The 23,853-nt window shown below is 73.1% G+C and carries 25 protein-coding genes, 1 tRNA gene and 1 pseudogene; 18 read left to right on the top strand and 9 right to left on the bottom strand.

Features of this window, described 5'->3' with window-relative positions; genetic code table 11:
* Positions 1-144 precede the first annotated feature (144 nt).
* The 5 genes from LO763_RS29435 (at position 145) to LO763_RS18260 (ending at position 6,266) form a co-directional block, all read left to right on the top strand.
* Entirely contained in the window at positions 145-2,580 is a 2,436-nt protein-coding gene (locus LO763_RS29435) for an SseB family protein (RefSeq protein ID WP_304608851.1), read from the top strand.
* 2 nt (positions 2,581-2,582) lie between these two features.
* Positions 2,583-2,945: a UCP033725 family protein gene (locus LO763_RS18275; RefSeq protein WP_230786970.1), complete on the top strand. Its 363-nt coding sequence runs from the start codon at positions 2,583-2,585 to the stop codon at positions 2,943-2,945.
* 266 nt (positions 2,946-3,211) lie between these two features.
* Positions 3,212-4,369 carry a Gfo/Idh/MocA family protein gene (locus tag LO763_RS18270; protein WP_230786968.1) on the top strand — a complete coding sequence of 386 codons (1,158 nt, stop codon included), beginning with the start codon at positions 3,212-3,214 and terminating at the stop codon, positions 4,367-4,369.
* Positions 4,366-5,457 (top strand): dihydrodipicolinate synthase family protein, encoded by a 1,092-nt coding sequence (locus LO763_RS18265; protein WP_230786965.1) that lies wholly within the window; start codon positions 4,366-4,368, stop codon positions 5,455-5,457. The genes LO763_RS18270 and LO763_RS18265 overlap by 4 nt, the downstream gene beginning before the upstream one ends.
* The gene (locus LO763_RS18260; RefSeq protein WP_230786963.1) at positions 5,454-6,266 is read left to right on the top strand and encodes a sugar phosphate isomerase/epimerase family protein; all 813 of its coding nucleotides are present in this window, start codon (positions 5,454-5,456) and stop codon (positions 6,264-6,266) included. The genes LO763_RS18265 and LO763_RS18260 overlap by 4 nt, the downstream gene beginning before the upstream one ends.
* Before the next feature lie 125 nt (positions 6,267-6,391).
* Here LO763_RS18260 and LO763_RS18255 read toward each other — a convergent pair whose 3' ends face one another.
* Both LO763_RS18255 and LO763_RS18250 read right to left on the bottom strand, forming a co-directional pair.
* Entirely contained in the window at positions 6,392-7,177 is a 786-nt protein-coding gene (locus tag LO763_RS18255; RefSeq protein WP_230786960.1) for a class F sortase, read from the bottom strand.
* A 21-nt stretch (positions 7,178-7,198) separates the two neighbouring features.
* On the bottom strand, positions 7,199-7,666 hold the full coding sequence (locus LO763_RS18250) for a hypothetical protein (RefSeq protein WP_230786959.1): 468 nt from the start codon (positions 7,664-7,666) through the stop codon (positions 7,199-7,201).
* A gap of 187 nt (positions 7,667-7,853) precedes the next feature.
* Here LO763_RS18250 and LO763_RS18245 point away from each other — a divergent pair.
* The 3 genes and pseudogenes from LO763_RS18245 to LO763_RS18235 form a co-directional block, all read left to right on the top strand.
* Positions 7,854-8,399: pseudogene (locus tag LO763_RS18245) on the top strand (4Fe-4S binding protein); the annotation flags it as partial.
* On the top strand, positions 8,327-8,803 hold the full coding sequence (locus LO763_RS18240) for an NADH-quinone oxidoreductase subunit J family protein (protein WP_255672761.1): 477 nt from the start codon (positions 8,327-8,329) through the stop codon (positions 8,801-8,803). The pseudogene LO763_RS18245 and the gene LO763_RS18240, both read left to right, overlap by 73 nt.
* Before the next feature lie 50 nt (positions 8,804-8,853).
* On the top strand, positions 8,854-10,500 hold the full coding sequence (locus tag LO763_RS18235) for a DUF885 domain-containing protein (protein WP_230786953.1): 1,647 nt from the start codon (positions 8,854-8,856) through the stop codon (positions 10,498-10,500).
* 55 nt (positions 10,501-10,555) lie between these two features.
* On the opposite strand, the gene LO763_RS18230 is transcribed toward LO763_RS18235, so the two are convergent.
* Together LO763_RS18230 and LO763_RS18225 are read right to left on the bottom strand one after the other, a co-directional pair.
* Complete coding sequence (locus LO763_RS18230) at positions 10,556-11,437, bottom strand: CHAD domain-containing protein (protein WP_230786951.1); 882 nt, start codon at positions 11,435-11,437, stop codon at positions 10,556-10,558.
* A gap of 128 nt (positions 11,438-11,565) precedes the next feature.
* Positions 11,566-12,711, bottom strand: a complete 1,146-nt coding sequence (locus LO763_RS18225) for a lytic polysaccharide monooxygenase auxiliary activity family 9 protein (RefSeq protein ID WP_230786948.1) — start codon at positions 12,709-12,711, stop codon at positions 11,566-11,568.
* Positions 12,712-12,903: 192 nt separating this feature from the next.
* On the opposite strand from LO763_RS18225, the gene LO763_RS18220 reads away from it, so the two are divergent.
* Entirely contained in the window at positions 12,904-13,362 is a 459-nt protein-coding gene (locus LO763_RS18220) for a peroxiredoxin (protein WP_230786946.1), read from the top strand.
* Between the two features lie 53 nt (positions 13,363-13,415).
* Here the strand turns inward: LO763_RS18220 and rdgB are convergent, their stop codons facing one another.
* Positions 13,416-14,000: an RdgB/HAM1 family non-canonical purine NTP pyrophosphatase gene (gene rdgB, locus LO763_RS18215; RefSeq protein ID WP_230786944.1), complete on the bottom strand. Its 585-nt coding sequence runs from the start codon at positions 13,998-14,000 to the stop codon at positions 13,416-13,418.
* On the bottom strand, positions 13,997-14,725 hold the full coding sequence (gene rph / locus LO763_RS18210; protein ID WP_230786942.1) for a ribonuclease PH: 729 nt from the start codon (positions 14,723-14,725) through the stop codon (positions 13,997-13,999). The genes rdgB and rph overlap by 4 nt, the downstream gene beginning before the upstream one ends.
* 283 nt (positions 14,726-15,008) lie before the next feature.
* On the opposite strand from rph, the gene LO763_RS18205 reads away from it, so the two are divergent.
* Positions 15,009-15,090, top strand: a tRNA-Leu gene (locus LO763_RS18205).
* Positions 15,091-15,303: 213 nt separating this feature from the next.
* A complete protein-coding gene (locus LO763_RS18200; RefSeq protein ID WP_230786932.1) occupies positions 15,304-15,975 on the top strand; it encodes a hypothetical protein in 672 nt (223 codons plus the stop codon).
* Positions 15,976-16,127: 152 nt separating this feature from the next.
* Here the strand turns inward: LO763_RS18200 and LO763_RS18195 are convergent, their stop codons facing one another.
* Both LO763_RS18195 and LO763_RS18190 read right to left on the bottom strand, forming a co-directional pair.
* A complete protein-coding gene (locus tag LO763_RS18195) occupies positions 16,128-16,718 on the bottom strand; it encodes a class I SAM-dependent methyltransferase (protein WP_230786930.1) in 591 nt (196 codons plus the stop codon).
* 165 nt (positions 16,719-16,883) lie between these two features.
* The gene (locus LO763_RS18190; RefSeq protein WP_230786928.1) at positions 16,884-17,825 is read right to left on the bottom strand and encodes a DMT family transporter; all 942 of its coding nucleotides are present in this window, start codon (positions 17,823-17,825) and stop codon (positions 16,884-16,886) included.
* Here LO763_RS18190 and LO763_RS18185 point away from each other — a divergent pair.
* The 3 genes from LO763_RS18185 (at position 17,824) to LO763_RS18175 (ending at position 20,499) form a co-directional block, all read left to right on the top strand.
* Positions 17,824-19,227 carry an aminotransferase-like domain-containing protein gene (locus LO763_RS18185; RefSeq protein ID WP_230786926.1) on the top strand — a complete coding sequence of 468 codons (1,404 nt, stop codon included), beginning with the start codon at positions 17,824-17,826 and terminating at the stop codon, positions 19,225-19,227. The genes LO763_RS18190 and LO763_RS18185 overlap by 2 nt on opposite strands.
* Positions 19,228-19,471: 244 nt before the next feature.
* Positions 19,472-19,690: a hypothetical protein gene (locus tag LO763_RS18180; RefSeq protein WP_230786924.1), complete on the top strand. Its 219-nt coding sequence runs from the start codon at positions 19,472-19,474 to the stop codon at positions 19,688-19,690.
* A 131-nt stretch (positions 19,691-19,821) separates the two neighbouring features.
* Entirely contained in the window at positions 19,822-20,499 is a 678-nt protein-coding gene (locus LO763_RS18175) for a response regulator transcription factor (protein WP_230787122.1), read from the top strand.
* 6 nt (positions 20,500-20,505) lie between these two features.
* Here the strand turns inward: LO763_RS18175 and bcp are convergent, their stop codons facing one another.
* Complete coding sequence (bcp, locus tag LO763_RS18170; protein WP_230786922.1) at positions 20,506-20,976, bottom strand: thioredoxin-dependent thiol peroxidase; 471 nt, start codon at positions 20,974-20,976, stop codon at positions 20,506-20,508.
* Positions 20,977-21,257: 281 nt separating this feature from the next.
* On the opposite strand from bcp, the gene LO763_RS18165 reads away from it, so the two are divergent.
* Genes LO763_RS18165 through LO763_RS18150 form a run of 4 tightly spaced genes read left to right on the top strand, consistent with a single transcriptional unit; the run spans position 21,258 to position 23,831 of the window.
* Positions 21,258-21,962: an energy-coupling factor ABC transporter permease gene (locus LO763_RS18165; protein WP_230786920.1), complete on the top strand. Its 705-nt coding sequence runs from the start codon at positions 21,258-21,260 to the stop codon at positions 21,960-21,962.
* Positions 21,959-22,324 (top strand): PDGLE domain-containing protein, encoded by a 366-nt coding sequence (locus tag LO763_RS18160; protein WP_230786917.1) that lies wholly within the window; start codon positions 21,959-21,961, stop codon positions 22,322-22,324. Before LO763_RS18165 ends, LO763_RS18160 begins: the two co-directional genes overlap by 4 nt.
* A complete protein-coding gene (gene cbiQ, locus LO763_RS18155) occupies positions 22,321-23,082 on the top strand; it encodes a cobalt ECF transporter T component CbiQ (RefSeq protein ID WP_230786915.1) in 762 nt (253 codons plus the stop codon). The genes LO763_RS18160 and cbiQ overlap by 4 nt, the downstream gene beginning before the upstream one ends.
* Positions 23,061-23,831: an energy-coupling factor ABC transporter ATP-binding protein gene (locus LO763_RS18150; RefSeq protein ID WP_439650303.1), complete on the top strand. Its 771-nt coding sequence runs from the start codon at positions 23,061-23,063 to the stop codon at positions 23,829-23,831. Before cbiQ ends, LO763_RS18150 begins: the two co-directional genes overlap by 22 nt.
* Positions 23,832-23,853: the final 22 nt, after the last annotated feature.

Here is a 23,853-nt window from a genome sequence, read left to right as displayed (position 1 = left end):
CGCCTTTATGAATTCGTTATTCTCGGCCTACTGACGGAAACTTGACAACGCCCTCGCGTTACGGTGACCATCGCGAGGGGACGCCGCGTTCGCTCGACACCGCCCCATCCAAGACCGGTAGGGGGGAAGGGCTGAGTGGGATCGATGTGGGAACCGAGTAACGAGATCGAGCGCCACCTCCGAGAGGCGCTCCGAGCCGAGGACCAGGACGGATACTTCCGGATCCTGGCGCAGATCGAACTCGTCCTCCCATTGTCGTACGAGGAGGCCGGCGGCGGCGCGGACACCTGGGCCACTTGGACCACCGACGACCGCACCCATATTCTCGCGTTCACTTCAGAGACCGCTCTCCGGGTATGCCTGCGCGACAACGCCGGCGCCTCCCGCCGCGTCTCCTTCGCGGCCCTGGCCGAGGCCTGGCCCGACGAGGAGTGGTGGCTCGCGGTCAACCCTGGGCTGCCCATCGAGGGCTACCTCCCGGCGTGGTTCGTCTCCCAGGTCGCCCAGGGCATGACCACCGTCCCGGTCGACCCGGCGGCCCCGGCCGAGCCCGCCTACGACGCGCCGCCCCAGCCCGAGCAGTACCGGCGCGCCGAGCGCAGCGACCCGTTCGCCGCGGGCCAGTCGGACCCGTTCGCCAACCCCATGGCCCCCGCTCCCGCGCCGCGCGAGAACAGCTTCATGCCCCCGGCCCCGCCGGTGCCCGAGGTGCCGCCCGCGCCGCGGCGCTCCTCCGACCTCAACGGCTCCGCCGGCCAGGGCGCCTCCACCGTCGGGGGCACCACCTCGGCGGGCCTGCCGCTGCGCCAGCCGCCGCGCGAGGAGGCCCCCGAGCACGAGGCCTTCAACGGCCACTCGTTCGCCTCGCAGCCGCCCGTCCCGCCCGAGCAGCACTACTCCCCGTCGCAGGGCCACCAGCCGCCGCAGGGGCACACGCCCCAGCCGCAGGGCTTCGGGTCGCAGCCGCAAGGCCTCGGCTCGCAGCCGCAGGGCTTCGGGTCCCAGCCGCAGGGCCTCGGCTCGCAGCCGCAGGGCTTCGGGTCCCAGCCGCAGGGCCTCGGCTCGCAGCCGCAGCAGCACGCGTTCCCGCCCGAGCCGCACTGGCCCTCCGAGCAGGACCAGTGGCCCGACGCCCCGGACTGGCTGCGCGACCAGCAGCCCGACCCGATGACGCTGCCGACCCGCGCCCCGGCCGAGCCCGCGGCGGCCCCGCAGCCCTACGCCGCCGAGGACGCCTTCGGCGGCGGCGACGCGTTCGGGAACGGGGGCGCCTTCGGCGAGGAGCCGCCGCGCTCGGCCGAGTCGTTCGCGTCCATGTCCAGCGCTTTCGGCCGCCGCGCGCCCGAGCCGGCGCCCGCCCCGAGCCCCGCCGCCGCCCGGATCACCGAGTTGTCCGGCGAGGACGCCGAGCCGCTCCTGGCCGAGGCCGCCTCCTCCGGCGACACCGCCGCGTTCCTCCAGACCCTCCTGTGCGCCAGCGTGATCCTGCCCGTCGGCGACCCGGCCGCCGCGCACATCCGCGTCGGCGACCCGGCCTTCCGGTGGGCCAGCGACATCGTCGACGGCATCATCGGCATCACCGTCTACACCACGGTCGAGCGGATGGCCGAGCGCGCGGGCGAGGACACCCCGCACACCACCGTCCCGTTCGGCTGGCTCATCCAGCACTGGCCGAGCCGGGACTACGCGCTCTACGTCAACCCCGGCACCGAGGTCGGCGCCAACATGTCCGGCCCCGAGGTCGAACCGCTGCTGAAGTGGGCCGAGGCGAAGGACCTGCTGGCGTTCGCCGCCGAGATGGAGCGCCGCCAGGCCGCCGCCGCGCGGCTCTCGCCCGCCCGCCGGGTCCAGCCGATCCTGTGGCAGAAGACCATCCCGCACCACCAGGTGCCGTTCTACCTCGACCGCGGCTACGACCGCGTCGGCGGCTTCGTGCACCCGGCCGAGGCGGTCGACCACCTGCGCACGCCCGCGCAGCTGTACCTCGCGCTGGGGCTCATCCGCTCCAGCGAGGACTTCAGTCCCACCGACGACTCGGTGCACGTCCTGCGCTGGACCGGGTACCGCACGGACCTGTACCCGGCGGCCGTGGGCGGCAACGACTTCGCGTCCGCCGAGGCCCGCGGCGGGACCGTGGTCGAGCCCGGTCCGTTCCGCGGCGACGGCTTCGCCCCCTCCGAGTCCCCCGAGGACCGGATCCCCGAGCACAAGGTCGACTCGGTGCGGCTGCCGCACGGCGCCAAGATCCTCCGGATCGACTCGCGCGGCGAGGTCGCCGAGGTGGCCCTCTACGACGCCGACACCCGCGAGTGGTCCCCGGTCGACGGGGCCTTCGGCGGACCGGCGGCCATCGAGGCGCCCTCGACCCCGGCCCTGCCCGCCTCGCCGACCCCGCCCGCCGCCGCGCCCGGGGCCGACGCCCCGCCTCCGGCCGGGCCGATGGGCGAGGCCTACGGCTACGGCAACAGCGCCCTGGGCGAGGCCTGGGGCGACGCGCAGGGCCACTACGACCTGGTGCGCCCCGCCCCCGAGGACCGGGCGGCGTCCGTCCTGGACCACCGCGAATGGAAGGACGCCTAGCGATGAGGGACGGCTACATCGCCCGCTGGAAGGGCGCCGAGTACGACTCGAGCCCCGACGGGGCCCACGTGCGCCTGTACTCGCCGACCGGCGGCGACGGCTTCGTCGAGGTCGCCGACGGGCGGTTCCGCCGCGGCGTGCCGATCGGCGAGCTCGAGGACTTCTTCTACGTGCGCACCGTCTGCGTCTGGAGGGGCGAGCCGTTCTTCGTGCTCGGCGCCTCCGGCGACTGGCTGCGCCTGGAGTACCGCGGCGGGCGCAGCGACGTGGCCCGCTCGCTCGGGCTCGAGCCGTACGACAACGGCGTGTACCAGATCTGGGCCCCGGTCGAGGAGGTCGGCGAGATCGCCGAGCAGTACCTCTAGACACTGCTTCGAGCCCCGGCCTCTGCGAGGCCGGGGCTTCGCCGTTCCGGGGGCGGCTGCGGCGCAGCAGGCATAGGTATTCACTGACGTAAATCCGTCTGGAGACCGCTTCCACATCCGCGCGGTTTTGCTGTATGCTTCGGGAAACGTATTGAAAGCGCTTGCCTATCTCGTGGGCGAACGCGCGCGGAGCCGTGCGCCGACCGACACCGGCGAACGCCCACCCGCACACCCACCGGCCTCATAATCGTCTGGAGCAGATCCCTATGGGAGAGAGAATCACCGTCGGCATCGCCCTCAACGGGGTGACCGGGCGCATGGGCTACCGCCAGCACCTCGTGCGCTCGCTCCTGGCCATCCGCGAGCAGGGCGGCGTCGAGCGCGCCGACGGCGGCGTCATCTGGCCCGAGCTCACCCTCGTCGGCCGCAGCGCCGACAAGCTCGCCGCCGTCGCCGAGCGCCACGGCCTCGACAAGTGGACCACCAGCCTCGACGAGGCCCTCGACGACGACGCGATCGGCGTCTACTTCGACGCCCTCACCACCCAGCACCGCCTGGGCGCCGTGGGCGCCGCCATCAAGGCCGGCAAGCACGTGTACACCGAGAAGCCCATCGCCACGAGCCTCGACGACGCCCTCGGCCTGGCCCGGGCCGCCCGCGACGCCGGCGTCAAGAACGGCGCGGTCGCCGACAAGCTGTACCTGCCCGGCCTGCGCAAGCTCAAGCGCCTCGTGGACTCCCGCTTCTTCGGCCGGGTCCTGTCCGTGCGCGGCGAGTTCGGCTACTGGGTCTTCGAGGGCGACTGGCAGGAGGCCCAGCGCCCCTCGTGGAACTACCGCGCCGAGGACGGCGGCGGCATGGTCCTGGACATGTTCCCCCACTGGTCCTACCTCCTCGAGGGCACGTTCGGCTCCCCGATCAAGTCGGTGACCTCCCACGTCACCACCCACATCCCCGAGCGCTTCGACGAGCAGGGCCGGGCGTACGCGGCGACCGCCGACGACGCCGCCTACGCGATCTTCGAGCTCGAGGACGGCACCGTCGTCCAGATGAACTCCTCCTGGGCCACCCGCGTCGACCGCGAGGAGCTCGTCGAGTTCCACGTCGACGGCACCGAGGGCTCCGCGATCGCCGGGCTCCGCAAGGCCCGCGCCCAGCACCGCGCCCACACCCCCAAGCCCGTGTGGAACCCCGACATCGACCAGCCGATCCCCTTCCGGCAGCAGTGGCACGAGGTGCCCGACAACGAGGTCTTCGACAACGGCTTCAAACTCCAGTGGGAGGAGTTCCTCCGCCACGTCGTGGACGACGCCCCGTGGCACCATGACTTCCTGGCCGCCGCCCGCGGCGTCCAGCTGGCCGAGGCCGGGTACCGCTCGGCCCGCGAGGGCCGCCGCATCGAACTCGAGGAGCTGGTCCTGTGACCCGCACGTTCACCTCACGCGTCATCTACTCCGCGGCGCACGTCGTCGCCGACCCGCTGGCCGACAACGGCCCCGGGCGCCCGGCCGCGGTCGACTGGGACGCGACGCTCCGCTTCCGCAGGCACCTGTGGGACCTCGGGCTCGGCGTCGCCGACGCCATGGACACCGCCCAGCGCGGCATGGGCCTGGACTGGGAGGCGACCAAGCAGCTCATCCGCCGCTCGGCCGAGGCCGCGGGCCCGGACGACCTCCTCGCGTGCGGCGTCGGCACCGACCAGCTCGGCGCCCGCCCCGCCGCGATCGAGGAGATCCGCGCGACCTACCTCGAGCAGCTCGCGGTCGTGGAGGACGCGGGGGCGGGCACGATCCTCATGTGCTCGCGCGCCCTGGCCGCCAGCGCCAAGGGCGCCGACGACTACAAGGCCCTCTACGCCGAGCTCCTCGGCGAGGTCAGCGGCAAGGCGATCCTGCACTGGCTCGGCCCGATGTTCGACCCGGCGCTCGAGGGCTACTGGGGCTCGACCGACCTCGAGGCCGCGGCCGACACGTTCGTCGAGATCGTCACCGAGAACGCCGCGAAGGTCGACGGCATCAAGATGAGCCTGCTCGACGCCGAGGCCGAGATCGCCCTGCGCCGCCGGCTCCCCGAAGGGGTCCGCTGCTACACCGGCGACGACTTCAACTACCCGCGCCTCATCGCCGGGGACGAGTTCGGGCACTCCGACGCGCTGCTGGGGATCTTCGACCCGCTCGCGCCGCTCGCGGCGAAGGCCGCGCAGCGCCTCGACGAGAGCGACGTCGCCGGGTTCCACGCCGTTCTGGATCCCACGATCCCGCTGGCGCGCAAGGTGTTCGAAGCACCCACGTTCAACTACAAGACCGGCGTGGTCTTCCTGGCGTGGCTCGCGGGCCACCAGGACCACTTCAAGATGGTCGGCGGCCTGGAGTCGGCCCGCTCGATCGAGCACTTCGGCGAGATCGTCGACCTCGCGCTCGAGGCGGGGCTGTTCTCGGACGAGCACCTCGCGATCGACCGGTTCAACGCCCTGCTCAAGGTCGCCGGCCAGCCGCCCAGGAGCCTCGCGTGAACGCCCTGGAACGCTTCTCCTTCAACCACGCCACGGCCAAGTTCTGGGACCAGCGCGAGGCCGTCGAGGCCTGCGCGCGCACCGGCTCCGGCATCGGCCTGTGGCGCGAACCGGTCCAGGAGATGGGCCTCGACGCCAGTGCGAAGCTCGTCAAGGACGCCGGGGTCGAGGTCACGAGCCTGTGCCGGGGCGGGTTCTTCACCGACCCGGCGGCCCCTGCGATCGACGACAACAAGCGGGCCGTCGACGAGGCGGCCGCGCTCGGCGCCCCGACGCTGGTGCTCGTCTCGGGCGGCGTCCCCGCCGGCGGCACCATCGACGCGGCCCGCGGCGCCGTCGCGGACGCCCTGGAGCAGCTGGCGCCGTACGCGCTCGAACGCGGCGTGACGCTCGCCATCGAGCCGCTGCACCCGATGTTCGCCAGCGACCGGTGCGTCGTCGCGACCCTGAACGAGGCGCTCGACCTGGCCGCGCCGTTCGCGCCCGAGGCCGTCGGCGTCGTGGTCGACACCTACCACATCTGGTGGGACCCCGAGGTGTGGAACGGCATCGCCCGCGCCGGGCGCGAGGGCCGCATCGCCTCGTTCCAGTTCGCCGACTGGGTCACCCCGCTGCCCGCGGGCGTGCTCACCGGCCGGGGCCAGCTCGGCGACGGCTGCGTCGACTTCAAGCGGTACCTCGCCGAGGTCGACGCGACCGGCTTCGACGGCCCGATCGAGGTCGAGCTGTTCAACGACGCCCTCTGGGCCCGCCCGGGCGCCGAGGTCTTCGCCGAGACCCGGGACGCCTTCGCGCGCGTCCTCTCCTGAGCACCGTCTGTTCTGAGCGCCGTCCCTTCTGAACACAGCCGAGAGGCCGCCCCTTTCCGGGGGCGGCCTCTCGGCGTTCCGCCGACGTGCGCGAGACCGCTGCTCAGGCGGTGCTCCGCGCCGGTTCAGTCGCGGTCCTTGAAGTGGGCCCTGCCGTTGAGGGGCCGGTCGCGGTCCTCCTCGGTGGCCTGGCGGTGCCCGGTGTACGCGGCGAAGACCACCAGGTTCTCGGCGTAGTCCCCGCTCGCGCGGTCGAACTCGCCGCCGCAGGTGATGAGGCGCAGCGCCGGGACCGCCTCGACGCCGAAGACGTCCTCGTACGGCAGGCGCTCCTTCGCGTAGGACTCGACCGCGGTGACCTCGTAGGCGACCACGAGGCCGTCCTCGCGGGCCACCTCGATCGCGTCCCCCTCCTCGAGCCGGTCGACGTCGTAGAAGACCGCGGGGCCGCTCCGCTCGGTGTCGACGTGGCCCAGGAGCACGGTGGGGCCGAACTCGCCGGGCGTCGGGCCCGGCTCGAACCAGCCGGCCTCGTGCGGGCGCCACAGCGCGGGGACCTCGAAGTCCCCGCGGTAGTCGAGGTCGAGGGCCGTGAGCGGGGCGTGGACGCCGATCGACGGGATGTCGACCCGGGTCGGCTCGGACCGGTCGAGCCAGTCGCCGCCCGCGGGGTCGGCGACCGCGAACGGGTCGTCCGAGAAGGCGCCGAAGTCGGGCATCCGCCACGACGGCAGCGGGGCCGCGCCGCCGGCCATGAGCCCGAGGCCCCCGGCCAGCAGGATCGAGAGCACCGTGAAGGCCACCGGCCCGAACGCGGACTCGGGCCGGTGGACGCGCGCACGGGCGTCCTTTCGGGCGCTGCTGTGGGCGGCGTCCGCTCCGCCGCCCTTCCTCGCATCGCCCCGTTCCACCGGGCCCCGCTCCATCGGCGGCTACGCGGCGGGGATCCGGCTGCGGCGCCTGAGGAGCCACAGCCCCGCGGCCGCGATGAGCACGGCCGCCGCGCCCGTCCACATGACCGCCGTCACCGCGGCCGAGGCGGTCGAGCCGCCGCCGGTGGCCGCGCCCGCGCCGGAGGTCACGGTGAACCTCGCCGACGCGGTGTCGGAGCCGCACGTCACAGCCACCGTGTACGTGCCGGGGTCGAGCGCCTCGGTCACCGTGAACTGCCCTTGCGCGCCGTTGTCGCCCGCCGGGAGCTCGAAGCCCACCTCAGTGCCCTCCACCGTGCCGGTCGCGTCCGCGCCGCAGTCCGAGGCGAGCACGTCCACGCGGGTGCCCGCGGCGCCCGCGGTCGGCGAGAGCGTGACGGTGACGGCCGCGTTCGCCGGGGCGGGGGCGAGGAGCAGGGCCGCGGCGGCCGCGACCGCGGCGAGCATCCCTCGTAGGCGCGTTCGCATGGGCACGGTTCCTCTCCGGTCGCCGCCGGGCCGAGCCGGGGGCGTGACGTGTCACATGCTCACCGTAACGGTTCGTTCGAACGCGGCACGCGGTTTCCCGGGAAAACCGGACCCTTCGCCCGGATCCGCCGCCGAACGCGCCCCCGGGGGTCTGGAAAACCGCGGCGCGTTCTGCCACGATGAGGGCATGAGGCTTCCCGGGAGCGGTCTGGTCAGCGGTCTCGCCGCGACCGCGCGCACCGCCGCGCGCCGCGCCGTCACCAGCCAGTACCCCGAGCGCGAACCCGAGCTGCCCGAGCGCACCCGCGGCGTCATCGCCCTCCACGAGGGCAACTGCACCTCGTGCATGCTGTGCGCGCGCGAATGCCCCGACTGGTGCATCTACATCGACTCCCACAAGGAGACCGTCGAGGCCGAGGGGGCGGCCCGGCCCCGCCAGGTCAACGTCCTCGACCGGTTCGACATCGACTTCTCGCTGTGCATGTACTGCGGGATCTGCGTCGACGTGTGCCCCTTCGACGCCCTCTTCTGGGCCCCCGACTTCGCCTACGCCGAAGGCGACATCCGCGACCTGCTCCACGACAAGGAGCACCTGGGGAAGTGGCTCGGCCACGTCCCGCCCGCGACCCTCCCGGAGGCCGAGTGACCCTCGCCGACGCGCTGCTGGCGGCGTTCGGGCTCCTCGCGCTCGGCGCCGCCCTCGCCGTGGTCACGACCAGGCGGATCGTGCGGGCCGGGCTGTGGCTCGCCGTCGCGTTCGCCGGGATCGCCGGGGCCGCGCTGGTGCTCACCGCCGAGTTCCTCGCGTGGGTGCTCGTGCTCGTCTACGTCGGTGCCATCGTGGTGCTGCTGCTGTTCGCGACCATGCTCACGAAGGCCCCCACCGACGCCTCGGACGACCTCGACCGCGCGCGCTGGCCGGGGGCCGTCGCGGCCGCCGGGGCCGGGCTCGCCCTCGCCGCGGTCGCCGCCGCCGCGTTCGGCTGGACCCGCGTCGACCCGGCGGGCCGGGACGGCGGCGCCGCCGCGATGGGGGAGGAGGTCTTCGCGCGGTGGGTGCTCCCGTTCGAGGTGCTGTCCCTGCTCCTGCTGGCCGCGCTCGTCGGCGCGGTCGTCGTCTCGACCCGCGCGAAGTGAGCAACGGTCTTGTAACGAAGGCTTACTAGCCGCGCGGTAAGCTGGCGGCCATGACCTCACCGATCTTCGCCCTGGCCGACGAGTACATCACCTCGTACGCCCGCCTGCATCCCATGTTCGCCGGCTCCGCCGGCATCAACGGCGACTTCGGCGTCGCCACCGACTTCGGGCCCGAGGCCGTCGCCGAGCGGGCCGCGCTCGTCGCCGGCACCCTCGCGAAGCTGGACGCCCTCGAGTCGACCGGCCCGGCCGACGACCTGGCCCGCCTGCACATGGCCGAGCGCCTCGCGGTCGAAAAGGACCTGCACGAGGCCGGCGAGTGGCGCCGGGCCCTGCGCGTCCCCTACGGGCTCCTCCAGAACATGGTCAGCTACGTCGAGCTCGCGCCGCGCAGGACCGAGAACGACTGGCGCCTCAACGCCGCGCGGATGCGGGCCATCCCCGAGATGCTCGCGACCTGGCGCCGCACCATGAACGCCGGGATCGAGACCGGCGAGACGGTCGCCCTCCTCCAGGTCGCCGAGGGCGTCAAGCAGGCCCGGCGCAGCGCCGAGGCCCGCGTGTTCGACAAGCACGTGACCGCCTACGGCGACGGGCCGCAGGCCGGCGACCTGCGCGACGCCGCCGACGCCGCGTACGCCGCGTTCGAGGCGGCCGCCCGGTACCTCGAGGAGACCTACGCCCCGCACGCGCAGGCCCGCGACGGCGTCGGCGAGGAGCGCTACCTCCTCCACGCCCGGGCCACGCTCGGCGCGGTCCTGGACCCGCACGAGGCCTACGCGTGGGCGTGGGACGAGCTCCACCGCATCGAGGACGAGATGGCCGCCGAGGCCGAGAAGGTCCTCCCCGGCGCCGGGCTCGCCGAGGCCATCGCGCACCTCGACGCGACCCAGGCCCTGGACACCGCCGAGGACTACCTCGCGTGGCTCACCGAGAAGCACGAGGGCGCCCTCCAGGCCCTGGGCGGCGTCCACTTCGACATCGACCCGCGCCTGATGGACCTCGACGTGCAGCTCGTGCGCGGCTCCTCGGCCGGGTCGGCCTACTACACCGGCCCCAGCGAGGACCTGTCCCGCCCGGGCCGCACCTGGTGGCCCGTCGCCGACCGCGAGCGCTTCGCCACCTGGGGCGAGCTGACCACCGTGTTCCACGAGGGCGTCCCCGGCCACCACCTCCAGATCGGCCAGGCGAAGGTCGCCGGGGAGGGCCTGTCGCGCTTCGCGAAGATCCACGGCTCGGTCTCGGGCCACGCCGAGGGCTGGGCCCTGTACGCCGAGCGCCTCTGCGACGAACTCGGCTGGTTCACCGAGCCGGGCACCCGCCTGGGCATGCTCAAGGGCTCGGCGCTGCGCGCCGCCCGCGTCGTCATCGACATCGGCTGGCACCTGGACCTGCCGCTCCCGGCCGCCGAGGCGAAGCTCCACGGCGACCGCTGGAACTTCGACGTCGCCCTCGACGTGCTCCAGAACCGGGGCCGCATCGCCGCGCACCGGGCCTACCCGGAGATCGTCCGCTACGCGGGCTGGCCGGGCCAGGCCATCTGCTACAAGCTCGGCGAGCGCGCCTGGACCGGGGCCCGCGCCGAGGCGCAGCGCGCCGCCGGGGACGGCTTCGACCTGAAGGACTGGCACACCCGGGCCCTGAACCTCGGCCCGATCGGCCTCGACAACCTCGCCGCGGTCCTGCGGGACCGCTAGGCCGGCGACAGGCGGGCGGCGGGCGCCCATCGGGCGCCCGCCGCGTTCGCGTCCGTCAGGACCAGCGCCCGATCATGTCCGACGTGGACGCCTCGATCTCCTCGTCGAGCTGGCGCAGGTGCTCGTGCTCCAGCTCCGCCAGGCTCGCGGTGAGCCGCCCGGCACGGTCGGCGCCGGGCAGGCGCAGCAGCCAGTTGCGGGCGATGACCGCCTGGCGGTACTGCGTGATCAGGCGCTCCAGGGCCGACGCCGCCGCGACGACCTCCTCGGCGGCCCGCCCCAGCGCGGGCGCGGCGGCCTCGGCGAGGAAGCGGGCCTCCCGGGCGGCCACGCGGGTCTCGTCCCGCGCCACGGCCGGGTCGGCGGCGTAGCTGACCCGCGCGTACGTGTCGAGCAGATGGTTCTTGGCCTGCGAGAGCACCCCCATGAGGGAGGACGCGGGCTTCTCGCCGCCGTGCGCGAAGCGCGCGTGCTCGGCGAACATCCGCACCTGCCCGAGCAGGACCGCGACCCACGCCTGCGAGTGGACCCGCTCGATCCGCCGGTAGGAGTCGCGCACGTCCGCTTCCAGGGCCGCGTACCACTTGGGGTACTCGGGGACGGTGAGGCCGAGCTGGTCGAACCGGTCGGCGAAGTGGACGCGGAGGCGCTCGAGGTCCTCGGTGCGCTTGAGGGCCGACAGGAGCTGGTCGAGCTCGGGGCCGCCGCGGGGCGTCTGCGCGAACAGGTGGTCGTAGCCGCGGATCGCCGTGCGGAGGCGGTGGATGGCGATGCGGATCGCCCCGGCGGAGCCGGGCGCGTGCCGCTCGGTGGCGGCGATGGCGCGGTTGAGCGCGTCCACCTGCCCGCTGATGTAGGACTGGACCACGACGCCGGCCGGCGTCGACGCCGTCATCGCCTCGGGCGCCGACCGCTCTGGGGCCGCTGCTGTGGACATGGCTCCTCCCCCCGGAAGACCTGCTGTCTCGAGTATTCCAGCGGGTCCCCGGAGGGAGGAGTCGAAAGCGGTGATTTTTTGACGAACGTTCAGGTTCTGGACGTCCGGCGGTCATCCGCGCCTGGCGGTCATCCCGGGATGCAGTCCATCTCCGGCATGCTCGTCAGGTTGCCGGTGACGTTGAACCCGAAGGTCACCGAGCCGTTCGAACTGATCGTGCCGTTCCAGGCGGCGGGACCCGCCATCTCCATGTCGCCCATCGACGAGATCGTGGTGCCCCACGAGTTCGTGATGGCGATGCCGGAGTCCGGCGGCCACAGCCAGTGGATCATCCAGTCGCTGATCGGGTCGGCGCCGGCCTCGACGGTGATGTTCACCGTCGCGCCGCCGTTCCACGAGGTCACCGCGGCGGTCGCCGTGCAGTCGCCCGTGGGCTCCTCGCCGGGGCCGCCGGTGGTCGGGTCGTCGTCGTCAGGCGTGGTCGGGTCGGGGTCGGGGTTGTTGACGCCGCCGTCGTTGCCGGGCAGGTTCGCGCCCGGACGGAGGCCGCTGACCTCGCCGTTGCCGCCGTCGAACTCGACGTCGGAGCACGCGTAGAAGTTCTCGTTCGAGTCGGAGCGGACCCAGTGGGTGAAGACCACGTGGTAGCCCGACTTCTGCGGGAGCGTCAGGTTCGCGTAGTAGTAGTGGTCGTCGGAGCCGGGGCCGCCGTTGGAGGGCGGGTTCGAGATGGTCTTGAACAGCTCGAGGTCGTCCCAGGCGATCGGCTGGGACGGGTCCCACCCGTCCTTGGTGATGTAGAGGTCGAACTTGCCGGGGTGGTGCGCCCAGTTGTTGTAGCGCCACTCGACGTTGGCCCCCGCGGTCACGTGGGTGCGCGGCCAGTCGCCCGGCTCGTTGAACGCCGAGAAGTCGTACGGGCCGCGGCCGCCGCCGTCGCAGATCTGGCCGTCGGGGATGTACCCGACGGTCTGGCCCGCGCCGTTGGAGTCGAGGTTGCCGAACCAGTTGTAGAACGCGTTCGGGCCGCTCTGGGCGAGCGCGTCCTGACAGGCCTCGTTGTAGGGGTCGAGCGCGCCGTTCCCGCTGAGCGCGTCGAAGTAGCAGAAGTACTGGCGGGACCCCGGGAAGACCGTGGCGCCGTGCGCTTCCGCGTCGTTCTTGGTGAACAGCGTCGTGATGGTCATCGCCGCTACTGCGGCCAGGACCAGCGACATCACGGCGGCGATGCGGCGGCGTCTGCCGCCTAGCGCCGCCGTTGCGGTGGTGGACATGGAGTTACTCCTCTGCCGGTCATGGAGCGCTCCCAACCTGGCCCTGCCGAGCCGAAGCGATCTTGTGGAATGCTGCTGACGGGTATTCTGATATTCGAGTCTATCTATATCATGGGCCGAAGTGCAAACGCCCTTGCATCCGCAGGCTCCGGACGGGTCCTCCTGGGCCTCTCCGTGGATAGACTGGCTTCCATGGACATCGGAGACACCGCCCCGGCATTCACCCTCGACGACGAGACCGGTGCGCCGCGGAGCCTCGACCGGCTCCTCGAAGCCGGACCGGTCGTGCTGTTCTTCTACCCGCTCGCCATGTCGGCGGGGTGCACCGCCGAGGCCTGCCACTTCCGCGACCTCGTCGCCGAGTTCCAGGCCCTCGGGGCGACCCCGGTCGGCATCTCGCACGACAGCGTCGAGCGCCAGGCGGCCTTCGCCGCCAAGCACAGCCTCGGGTACCCGCTCCTGTCCGACCCGGACGGCGCCGTCGCCGAGGCGTTCGGGGTGCGGCGCAAGCTCACCATCGTGCAGACCAAGCGCAAGACCTTCGTGATCGGCGAGGGCCGCGAGGTGATCGGCGCGATCAAGAGCGAGCTGAACATGAACGCGCACGCCGACAAGGCGCTGGCGGTCCTGAAGGAGCGGCAGGCGGCATGAAGAGAGGCGGCCCGAAGGCCGCCTCCGATCAACTCCAAGCCCTCTACGGGGCTTCAGATCCTGCTCGCGAGCTCCCTGAACGCCTTCCCCCGATGCGAGACGGCGTTCTTCTCCGCGGGACTCAACTCGGCGCTCGTCCGGTCGAAGCCGTCGGGCGTGAAGAGCGGGTCGTAGCCGAAGCCGTTCGCGCCCTTCGGCTCGCGGCCGACGCGGCCGGGCATCTCGCCGTGGACCACGAGCTCGCGCCCGTCGGGCCACACGATCGCGGCCGCGCACACGAACTTCCCGCCGCGCAGCTCGTCGGCGACGTCCGCGAGCTGGTCCAGCAGCAGGGCGTTGTTCGCCGCGTCGTCCTTCGCGGCCCCGGCCCAGCGGGCCGAGAGGACGCCGGGCATCCCGTTGAGCGCGTCCACCGCGAGCCCCGAGTCGTCGGCGATGGTCGCCAGGCCCGTGTGCTCGACGCCGTCGCGGGCCTTCAGCAGGGCGTTGCCCGCGAAGGTCAGCTCGGTCTCGGGGGTCTCCGGATACGCCTCGACGGCGTCGAGGCCCACGAGCTCGACGTGCGGGGCCGCCTCGGCGAGGATCTGGCGCAGCTCGTCGACCTTGCCCGCGTTGCGGGTCGCCAGGAGCACCCTCACGAGGTCAGGAGGGTACGGGCCTGGAGGCCGGCGAGTTCCTTGCAGCCCTTGAGGGCCAGGTCCAGCAGCGTGTCCAGCTCGGAGCGGTTGAACACCGCCTCCTCGCCGGTGCCCTGGACCTCGACGAAGTCGCCTTCGCCGGTGCAGACCACGTTCATGTCGACCGAGGCGGCGACGTCCTCTTCATACGGCAGGTCCAGCACGGGGACGCCGTCCACGACGCCGACGCTGATCGCGGCGACCGAGGTGGTGAGGATCTTGTCGGGCTTGCGGGCGAGCTTCTGCTCCTTGAGCCAGTCCACCGCGTCGTGCAGGGCCACGTAGGCGCCGGTGATCGCGGCGGTGCGAGTCCCCCCATCGGCTTGGAGCACGTCGCAGTCGAGCGTGATGGTGTTCTCGCCCAGGGCCTTGAAATCGATGCAGGCGCGCAGCGAGCGCCCGATCAGGCGGGAGATCTCGTGGGTGCGGCCGCCGATCTTGCCGCGGATCGACTCGCGGTCGGAGCGCGAGTGCGTGGAGCGCGGGAGCATGGCGTACTCGGCGGTGACCCAGCCCTCGCCGGAGCCGCGGCGCCAGCGGGGGACGCCGGGCGTGACCGAGGCGGTGCACAGCACGCGGGTGCGGCCGAACTCGACGAGGACCGAGCCCTCGGGGTGGTCGGTCCAGGAGCGGGTGAACTTCACGGGGCGCAGCTCGTCGGCTGCGCGCTTGTCAGGTCGAGTCATCCGCACCAGCCTACGGGAACGCCCGGGAGTGTGACACACTAGTTGCTGCTCAAAGAGCGCACCGGCACGCTGCACGACCTGGCCCCATCCCCGGTCCGGGCAGCATCGAACACGAGTGGCAACGGACCCGGGGCCCGGCACCACCCACGAAACACCCGAGTGGCAACGGGCCTGCGGCCCGACGCCCCTCAAACAACACCCGAGTGGCGACAGTGCTCCTGGTTCCGCCACTCACGCAACACCCGAGTGGCGACAGCACTTCTGGTTCCGCCACTCACGCTACGCGCGAGTGGCGGAACTGGCAGACGCGCAGGATTTAGGTTCCTGTGTCCTAGGACGTGTGGGTTCGAGTCCCACCTCGCGCACCGCACCGACTCCCCGTCCGTCGACCGCGACGATGCTCGATCCCCATCGCCTTCCGCGGCAAGGCATCTGAGAAATACGCAATGCGGACGTCCTCGGTTGTCCCATCGGTCGAAAAGGGAACGGAAACCACGAGTGACCGCACTACCGGTCTTAATCTGGTGTAACGGCCTATAACTGAGGACAAGTGACAAGCACTACCGAAAGGTGCTCTCATGTCCTCGTTCAAACGCTCCGCGGTCGTGGCCGTCTCGGCCGCCGCCGCGGTGCTCCTCCCCGCCACCGCCTCCGCCCAGACCGCCGAGATCCCCGCTGAGGGATGGAAGTACTCGGCCGCATGGGATGTCGTGCAGGACGACTACACCGCTGAAGCGCAGGCCGCGACCGAGGCGACGCTCGGCGCGAGCTTCCAGGACTGGACCTTCACGACCACGCTCGAGGGGACCCGGCTCCAGAACTACTACCTCGACGACGAGAACGAGACGCCGGTCCAGCGCAAGTTCCGGGCCGACTTCGCCGTCCCGGAGACCGAGGAGGCCCTGCTGGCCGAGCTGTACCTGCCCGGCGGGATCACCGAAGGCGTCCAGGACCTCAGCGCAGGCGGGCCGGTCGACCTGCACTACCTGCTGCACTGCGTCGCGACCGACACCGAGTGCGCGTCAGAGGAGCTCGCGGACGGGACGCTCCTCGCCTGGACCACCGACGGCACTTATGTCGAGGCCGCGGCGTTCTTCCCCGACGGGTCCGTCGGCTCGGTCTGGTGGGGCGAGGACTACTTCAACGGCACCCCCGACGGCGCCATCGAAGTGACCACCGAGGAGGTCGCGAAGCTCGCGACCCTCCTCGACACCGACCCGGTGTGGGCCGCGCTCGAGGCGGAGGCCTGAGCGGTGATCGGCCACCCGATGTGTTGAGACACCGCATCGGAACGGCCCCCGCCGACAGGCGGGGGCCGTTCGCCGTCAAAGACCGTGGGGCACGCTCGAGCGCGGGGTTCTGCCGCTCATCCGCATCCGCCTCGCTCTCCGAGAGGAACCGGTCAGGGGCGCGTGAAGCGGAACCACTGCGGGGACGTCCGGTTCATCGGCCATCCCAGCCCCGCCGTGGGCGCGGGCGCCGACGAACTCGGCTCCCAGTCGGGGAGCGCCTCGCGCACCTCCGCCTCCGAGACCCCGCCGATCACCGACCGCAGCCGGGTCGGCCCGAACTCCAGCATGAGCAGGGAGGCTCCCGGGTTCGCGAGCGCCGTGACGCCCTTCCCGTACGCCGCCCGCTGTTCGGCGTTCAACCCCTGGAAGCAGCCGACGTCGAGGAAGAAGTCGAAGGCGCCGAGACCCGCCGACTCCAGACCGGTCACGTCGCCGACGACGAAGGACGCGCCCGCGATCGACCGCGCCTCGGCCGCCGCGATCGCCTTGGGGACGAGGTCGAGACCGACCACGTCCCATCCCCGCCGCGCCAGTTCGGCGCTGAACACCCCGCGGCCGCATCCCAGGTCGAGGGCCCGCCCGAGCGGCCGCCCTCTGCCGTCCTCCTCGCGGTCGAGCATCGCGCCGATGTCGTCGGCCGCGGCCTCCGCGTACTGCTCCCAGGGCGTGATCCCCAGCCGGTAATAGGCGGTGTACTGCATGGAAGGCTCCTCTCCGGTTCCGCCGCAACGGTAACCTGTCCGTCCGGCGCGGCCCGGCCGTCAAGGCGAGCGGCGCCCGAACGGCCGGCCGCGCGACACCGCCGAACGGGCCCAGTGCCCCGGCTCCTTCCTAGCTCCCGCCGCCGGGCGACCGTTGCATGCGGCTCATCGCTTGGGGCTCGCCCACCCGGACCGCTTGGGGCGCAGGCGGCTTCTGACGGCCAGGGCGGCGCAGGCGATCACCGCGAGGCCGCCCGCCACGGTGGTCCAGCCGAGGGGCTCGCCCAGCAGCAGGGTCGCCCACGCGATCGTCATGACCGGCTGCGTCAGCTGCGTCTGGCTCACCTGCGCCATCGGGCCGAGCGCCAGTCCCCGGTACCACGCGAAGAAGCCCAGGTACATGCTCACCGCGGCGAGGTACGCGAACGCCGCCCATTCGGCGAGGCCGGCGCGCGGCGGACCGGCGCTCCACGAGACCGCGGTGAGCGCCGCGGTGAGCGGCGAGGCGAGGACCAGCGCCCACGAGATCGTCTGCCAGGCCCCCAGTTCGCGGGCGAGGAGCCCGCCCTCGGTGTAGCCGACCGCCCCGGCCGCCACCGCGCCGAAGAAGAGCAGGTCGGGCCACCCCAGGCCGGTGAGGCCCGAGCCGTTCGCGGCGGCGAAGGCCGCGGCCGCCGCCGCGCCGAGCACCGCGGCCGTCCAGAACGCCGCGGGCGGGCGCTCGCGGGTGCGGAGCACCGTCATCGCGGCGGTCGCGGCCGGGAGGATCGCGATGATGACCGCGCCGTGGCTCGCGGAGCTCGCGGTGAGCGCGTACGAGGTGAGGAACGGGAAGCCGATCACGACGCCGACCGCCACGAGCGCCAGGCGGCCCCACTGCGCGGCCGTGGGGAGGCGCTGCCCGGTGAACGCGAGGGCCGCCGCGGCCAGGGCCGCGGCGATGACGGCGCGCCCGGCGCCGATGAACAGCGGCGACATGCCGCCGACGGCGATGCGGGTGAACGGGACGGTGAACGAGAACGCCAGCACCCCCAGCAGACCCCACCACAGGCCCGCCCGCGATAGCACCGGCGTCGCGAGGGCGGTAGCGCTACTATGTTCTCTCATGTACAACGATAGCAGTGAGCGGATCGTCGCCGCCCTGCGCGAACGTGTCGACGCCGCGCCGCCCGGGTCGCGGCTGCCGTCGACGCGGGCGCTCGTCGCCGAGTTCGCGGCGAGCCCCGTCACGGTCCAGCGGGCCCTAAGGGTCCTCAACGCGCAAGGGCTGGTGGAGAGCAGGCCCGGGGTGGGCACGTTCGTGCGCGCCGCGCGCACCGCCCGCCCCAACGACTACGGCTGGCAGACCGCGGCCCTCGGCTCGCCCCGGGCCCGCATCCCCGCCACCCCCACCGCGCTGAAGACCGCAGGGCCCGACACGATAGCGCTGCACTCGGGCTACCCGGCCCGCGAACTGCTCCCCGAACGCCTCGTCAAGGCCGCGTTCGCGCGGGCCGCCCGCAGCGAGGCCGCGATCAGCCGTTCGCCCGCCACGGGCCTGCCGGAACTGCGGTCCTGGTTCGCGGCCGAACTCGGCGAGACGACCCCCGCCGGGATCGCGCCGCCCTCGCCGAACGACGTGGTCATCGTGCCCGGCAGCCAGAGCGGGCTCAGCTCGGCGTTCCGGGTCCTGGTCGGGCCCGGGCGGCCGCTGCTCATCGAGTCGCCCACCTACTGGGGCGCGATCACCGCCGCCGCAAGGGAAGGCGTCGAGGCGGTCCCGATCCCCTCGGGCCCGGACGGGCCCGACCCGGCGGTGCTGGCCGCCGCGTTCGAGCGGACCGGCGCGCGGGCCTTCTACGCGCAGCCGAACTTCGCCAACCCGACCGGCGCGCTGTGGTCCCCCGAGCTCGTGGAGCGGGTGCTCGACGTGGTGCGCGCGCACGGGGCGTTCCTCATCGAGGACGACTGGGCCCGCGAGTTCGGCATCGACGCCGACGCGTCCCCGGTCGCCGCCCGCGACGAGGGCGGGCACGTGGTCTACCTGCGCTCGCTCACCAAGAGCGTGTCCCCGGCGGTGCGGGTCGCGGCCGTGATCGCGCGCGGGCCCGCGCGGGAGCGGATCGTCGCGGACGCCAGGGCCGAGGCGATGTACGTGAGCGGGCTGCTCCAGGCGGTCGCGCTCGACGTCGTCGGGCAGCCGGGGTGGCGCACGCACCTGAAGAGCCTGCGGCACCAGCTGGCGTCGCGGCGGGACCTGCTCGCGCGGAGCCTGGGGGAGCACGCGCCGAAGGCGCACCTGACGGCGATGCCGCGGGGCGGCCTGAACCTGTGGGCGCGGCTGCCGGACGGCGTCGACCTGGCGGCGCTGGTGAGGAGGTGCGAGGACGCCGGGGTGCTGGTCGTCTCGGGCGACGAGTGGTTCCCGGCCGAACCCACCGGCCCGCACCTGCGGTTGAACTACTCGGGCCCGGACACGGACGCGTTCCCCGAGGCGGCCAAGGTCATCGGCCGGGCACTGCGGGCGTGAGCGGGCGATCGGGAAGGCACTCCGCGGCTACTTGGCCCGGGCACGTCGGCTGCGGTTGCCGCGGGCGGTCCGGAACGCCGTGGGCGGCCTCGACCGGGCCCGACCGGGCCGCTGCTGATCCTGTCGGCGGGCCGAAGGGGCGGGCGCCCGCGCTGGGCGGTCCGGTGCCGATCGTTGCGGCCCTGTGGGCTCCGGTTCACGTCCGGTTCGCCTCCCGGCCGTCTTCGCCCGCGACATTCGGGGCATGAACCCCGCCTCTGACGTCGAACGGGTCGCCGCCCTGGCGGCGGCGGTGCAGCACTCCGGGCTGCTGCCGCAGGAGGAGCAGGCCGCGCTGCTGGACCGCTACCGGCGGCTGCGCGAGCACGTGCTGCGCACCGGCACCGCCGAGGACGCCGCCCGGCTCCTCGCCGTCGACGAGGCCACAGGCCCCCGCCCGAAGCGGTCCCTCACCCGCGCCTGACCGGCCGCCGCGGAAGTGCCGCCGCGCGGTCCCGCTCCCTCGACCGGCGATTCTGACGTTCCTCTGAGGTTCCTCCCAGCACCCCTCCGGGCCCGCCCGATAGGCAGGCAGGGCACTCGCATGAAGGAGCCCTGGTGAGCACAGCCGAGACCAACGACCGCGTCCTCGTCGTCGACGAGGAGGACATCTGCGCGCTCCTGTCCGCCACGCTGCGCCTCACCGGCTTCGACGTCCGCGTCGCCCGCAGCGCCGCCGAGGCCCTCGCCGCCGCCGACGAATTCGAACCCGACCTGGTCGTCCTCGACGCGGTGCTCCCCGGTATGGACGGCTTCGCGGTCGCCGAGCGCCTCCGCGCCGAACGCGACCTCCCGGTCCTGCTCCTCACCGCCCGCGACCGCGCCACCGGCGACGACCACGTGACCGAGCCCTTCGACCTCGAAGCGGTCGTCCTGCGCGTCCAGGCCGTCCTGCGCCGCACGAAAGTCCTCGCACCCTCCGCGGGCAGCGTCCTGCGCTACGCCGACCTCGAACTCGACGAGACCGTCCGCGAAGTGCGCCGCGCCGGGCGCCCGATCGAGCTCTCGCCCACCGAGTTCAAGCTCCTGCGCTACCTCATGGTCAACGCGGGCAAGGTCGTCAGCAAGTCCCAGATCCTCGACCGCGTCTGGGACTGCGACGTCGGCGGCAACGGCCGCCTCGTCGAGTCCTACGTCTACTACCTGCGCAAGAAGATCGACGCGACCGGCCCGCGGCTCATCCAGACCGTGCGCGGCTTCGGCTACGCCCTCAGGGAGCCGAGGGCGAGGTGACGCCCGTCAGTCGAGGCCGAGCTGCTTCTTCAGGCGCCCGACGTGGCCGGTGGCCTTCACGTTGTACTGCGCGAGCTCGACGGCGCCCTCCTCGTCGATGACGAAGGTGGAGCGGATGACGCCCTGGACCGTGCGGCCGTAGTTCTTCTTCTCGCCCCAGGCGCCGTACTCCTCGAGCACCTTGTGCTCGGGGTCGGACAGGAGCGGGAAGGTCAGGCCGTCGCGCTCGACGAACTTCGCGAGCTCCGCCGGCTCGTCCGGGGAGATCCCGAGCACCGCGTAGCCGGCGGCCTGGAGGCTCGCCAGGCTGTCGCGGAAGTCGCAGGCCTCCTTGGTGCAGCCGGGGGTCATCGCGCGCGGGTAGGCGTACAGGATCACCTTGCGGCCTTGGAGGCTCGACAGGGTGACCGTGTCGCCGGTGTCGGTGGAGAGCGTGAAGTCAGGCGCCGTCTCACCAGGCTCAAGTCGTACGTTCACAGAGCTGAACCTTACCGGCTGTCCCTGACAATCGCCTGTGAGCACGCCCCGTGTTCCCTGTTCGACACTCCGCGGTCCCCTCCGCCGCGCGCACGCGACTTGACGGCGGCGAGCGGGCTCTTGCAAAATGATGGCAATAGCCCGAAGCGGGTTGTTGACACCACGCGCGGGCGCCCCGCCTCCGGCAGGACGGCCGCCGACCCCCGGACCTGCGGTCCCGTCCCCGGCCGCCCGTCCCCGACGCCCTGACCTCCACCACCAGTCGGAAGGCGGCACTGCCCGTGTCAGACCTCGCACTGCACATCCCCACCGACGTCATCGACGGACCCACGTCCCTCGCCGCCGTCCTCGTCGCCGCGCTCGTCGTCGGCCTCTGCGTCGTCAGGGCCCGGCGGCACCTCGACGAGCGCCTCGTCCCGCTCGCCGGGCTCGCCACCGCGTTCATCTTCGCCGCCCAGATGCTCAACTTCCCGATCGCAGCCGGCGTCTCGGGCCACCTCCTCGGCGGCGCCCTCGCCGCCGCGCTCCTCGGGCCCTGGCTCGGCGCCCTGTGCGTCACCGTCGTCATCGTCATCCAGGCGCTCCTGTTCGCCGACGGCGCCGTCACCGCCCTCGGCCTCAACGTCGCCAACATGGCCCTCATCGCCACCTTCACCGCCTACGCGGTGCTGACGCTGGCGCTCAAGGTCCTCCCGCGCACCCGCGGGGGCCTCGCCGCCGCCGTCTTCGCCGCCGCGGTCGTCAGCGTCGTCGCCGCCTCCGCCGGGTTCGTGCTCCAGTTCTGGATCGGCGGCGAGGAGGTCGGCCAGTCCTTCGGCGCCATGGCCGCCGCCATCCTCGGCACCCACGTCCTCGTCGGCCTCGGCGAGGCCGCCATCACCGCCGGCGCCGTCACGGCCGTCGCGCTCGCCCGCCCCGACCTCGTCCACGCCCTCCGCGGCACCCGGCTCGCCCAGGCCCCGCGCGACCTGAAGGAGACCGCATGAAGACCGGGAAGTTCCTCATCGCCGGGACCGTTGTGACCCTGGTCCTGGCCGGGTTCGTGTCCCTGTTCGCCTCCGCCTCGCCCGACGGGCTCGAATCGGTGCTCCTCACCGGCTGCGACACCGACGACGGCGAGATCACCGGCGGCGCCTGCGTCCTCCAGGCCGCGGGCGACCACGAGATCGGCGGGGCCTTCGCCGACTACGGCATCAGCTTCCTCGACGGCGCGTTCCAAGGGAGCGAGGTCCTCGGCGCCTCCCTCGCGGGCGTCCTCGGCGTCCTGCTCACCCTCGCGGTCGCGACCGGCCTGTTCCGGCTGCTCGCCCGCGGCAAGCGGGCCGACTCGGCCGAAGAGGGCGCGTGAACCCGGTCGACGGGCTCCACCGGCCGGGGGACTCGCCGGTCCACCGGCTCCGGCCGCAGGTGAAGATCGTCGCGCTCGCCGCCTTCACCTGCGCCATCGCCGCCACTCCGCGAGAGGCGGTGTGGGCCTTCGGGTGCTACGCGCTGCTCCTCGCGGGGCTGTTCGCGCTCGCGCGGGTCCCGGCGGCCTGGGTGCTCTCGCGCAGCCTCGTCGAGTCGCCGTTCCTGGTGCTGGCGCTCGCGTTCCCGTTCATGGTCGCCGGGCCGGAAGTCCACTTCGGATTCATCACGGTCTCCGAGCCGGGCCTGTGGGCCGGCTGGAACCTCTTCGCCAAGGCCACCCTCGGCGTGTGGGCCGCGCTGCTGCTCGCCGCGACCACGCCCGTCGCCGGCGTCCTCGCCGGGCTCTCAAGGCTGCGCTGCCCCGAGATCCTGCTCCAGATCACCGCGTTCGCCATCCGCTACGCGTACCTCACCGTCGCCGAGGTGACCCAGATGCGCCTGGCCCGCCTCGCCCGCTGCGACGACCCGCGCTTCCTGTGGCAGGCCGGGGCGCTCGCCCGCAGCCTCGGCGTCGTCTTCATCCGCTCCTTCGAACGCGGCGAACGCGTCTGGCAGGCCATGGCCGCCCGCGGCTACACCGGGCGGCTCCCGCTCGAAGTCGGGCCCGCGCCCGCGAGCGCGCTCCAGTGGGCCGCCGCGCTCAGCGCCCCGCTCGCGGCCGGCGTGATCGCCGCATGGACGGCGGCGGCCGCGTGAGCGCCCTCGACATCACGGGCCTGCGGCACGTCTACCCGGACGGCCACCGGGCCCTCGACGGCGTCGACCTCCACGTGGACGAAGGCGAACGGGTCGCGATCCTCGGCCCCAACGGCGCCGGGAAGACCACGCTCATGCTGCACCTCGCCGGACTGCTCACCGCGACCGAGGGCACCGTGGCCGTCGGCGGCCTGCCCGTCGGGAAGCGGCACCTCGCCGAGATCCGCCGCCGGGTCGGGATCGTGTTCCAGAGCCCCGACGACCAACTGTTCATGCCCACCGTCGCCGACGACGTGGGGTTCGGGCCCGCGAACCTCGGCCTGCGCGGCGAGGAGCTCGCGAAGCGGGTTGCGGCCGCGCTCGACGACGTGGGCCTCGCCGACCTCGCCGACCGGCCGCCGCACCACCTCTCGGTCGGGCAGCAGCGGCGGGCGGCGCTCGCGGGCGTCCTGGCGATGCGGCCCGGCATCGTGGTGTGCGACGAGCCGAGCGCGAACCTCGACCCGGCCAGCCGCCGCGACCTCGCGCGCATCCTGCACGCGACCGCGCCGACCCTGATGCTGGTCACGCACGACCTGCCGTACGCGCTCCAACTGTGCGAGCGGGCGGTCGTCCTCGACAGCGGCAAGGTGGCGGCGGACGCCCCGACGGCGGAGATCCTCGCGGACGCCGCCCTCCTGGAACGGCACCGCCTGGAACTGCCGTTCGGCTTCTCCCTGGAGACCGCCCTGGCGGCCCTGCGAACCTGAACCGCCCGATCCCGCCGGGCGC

The organism is Glycomyces amatae (assembly GCF_020991375.1).
Taxonomy (GTDB): domain Bacteria; phylum Actinomycetota; class Actinomycetes; order Mycobacteriales; family Micromonosporaceae; genus Glycomyces; species Glycomyces amatae.
This window is presented reverse-complemented; position numbering and strand designations above follow the sequence as displayed.

Bases quoted from the DNA above. Each gene is read 5' to 3' on its own strand.
- LO763_RS29435 (WP_304608851.1), top strand. From the start codon at position 145: ATGTGGGAACCGAGTAACGAGATCGAGCGCCACCTCCGAGAGGCGCTC.
- LO763_RS18150 (WP_439650303.1), top strand. From the start codon at position 23,061: ATGGACGGCGGCGGCCGCGTGAGCGCCCTCGACATCACGGGCCTGCGG.
- LO763_RS18185 (WP_230786926.1), top strand. From the start codon at position 17,824: ATGTACAACGATAGCAGTGAGCGGATCGTCGCCGCCCTGCGCGAACGT.
- LO763_RS18235 (WP_230786953.1), top strand. From the start codon at position 8,854: ATGACCTCACCGATCTTCGCCCTGGCCGACGAGTACATCACCTCGTAC.
- LO763_RS18160 (WP_230786917.1), top strand. From the start codon at position 21,959: ATGAAGACCGGGAAGTTCCTCATCGCCGGGACCGTTGTGACCCTGGTC.
- LO763_RS18200 (WP_230786932.1), top strand. From the start codon at position 15,304: ATGTCCTCGTTCAAACGCTCCGCGGTCGTGGCCGTCTCGGCCGCCGCC.
- LO763_RS18230 (WP_230786951.1), bottom strand. From the start codon at position 11,437: ATGTCCACAGCAGCGGCCCCAGAGCGGTCGGCGCCCGAGGCGATGACG.
- LO763_RS18270 (WP_230786968.1), top strand. From the start codon at position 3,212: ATGGGAGAGAGAATCACCGTCGGCATCGCCCTCAACGGGGTGACCGGG.
- LO763_RS18220 (WP_230786946.1), top strand. From the start codon at position 12,904: ATGGACATCGGAGACACCGCCCCGGCATTCACCCTCGACGACGAGACC.
- LO763_RS18190 (WP_230786928.1), bottom strand. From the start codon at position 17,825: ATGAGAGAACATAGTAGCGCTACCGCCCTCGCGACGCCGGTGCTATCG.
- LO763_RS18225 (WP_230786948.1), bottom strand. From the start codon at position 12,711: ATGTCCACCACCGCAACGGCGGCGCTAGGCGGCAGACGCCGCCGCATC.
- LO763_RS18180 (WP_230786924.1), top strand. From the start codon at position 19,472: ATGAACCCCGCCTCTGACGTCGAACGGGTCGCCGCCCTGGCGGCGGCG.
- rph (WP_230786942.1), bottom strand. From the start codon at position 14,725: ATGACTCGACCTGACAAGCGCGCAGCCGACGAGCTGCGCCCCGTGAAG.
- LO763_RS18275 (WP_230786970.1), top strand. From the start codon at position 2,583: ATGAGGGACGGCTACATCGCCCGCTGGAAGGGCGCCGAGTACGACTCG.
- LO763_RS18250 (WP_230786959.1), bottom strand. From the start codon at position 7,666: ATGCGAACGCGCCTACGAGGGATGCTCGCCGCGGTCGCGGCCGCCGCG.
- LO763_RS18195 (WP_230786930.1), bottom strand. From the start codon at position 16,718: ATGCAGTACACCGCCTATTACCGGCTGGGGATCACGCCCTGGGAGCAG.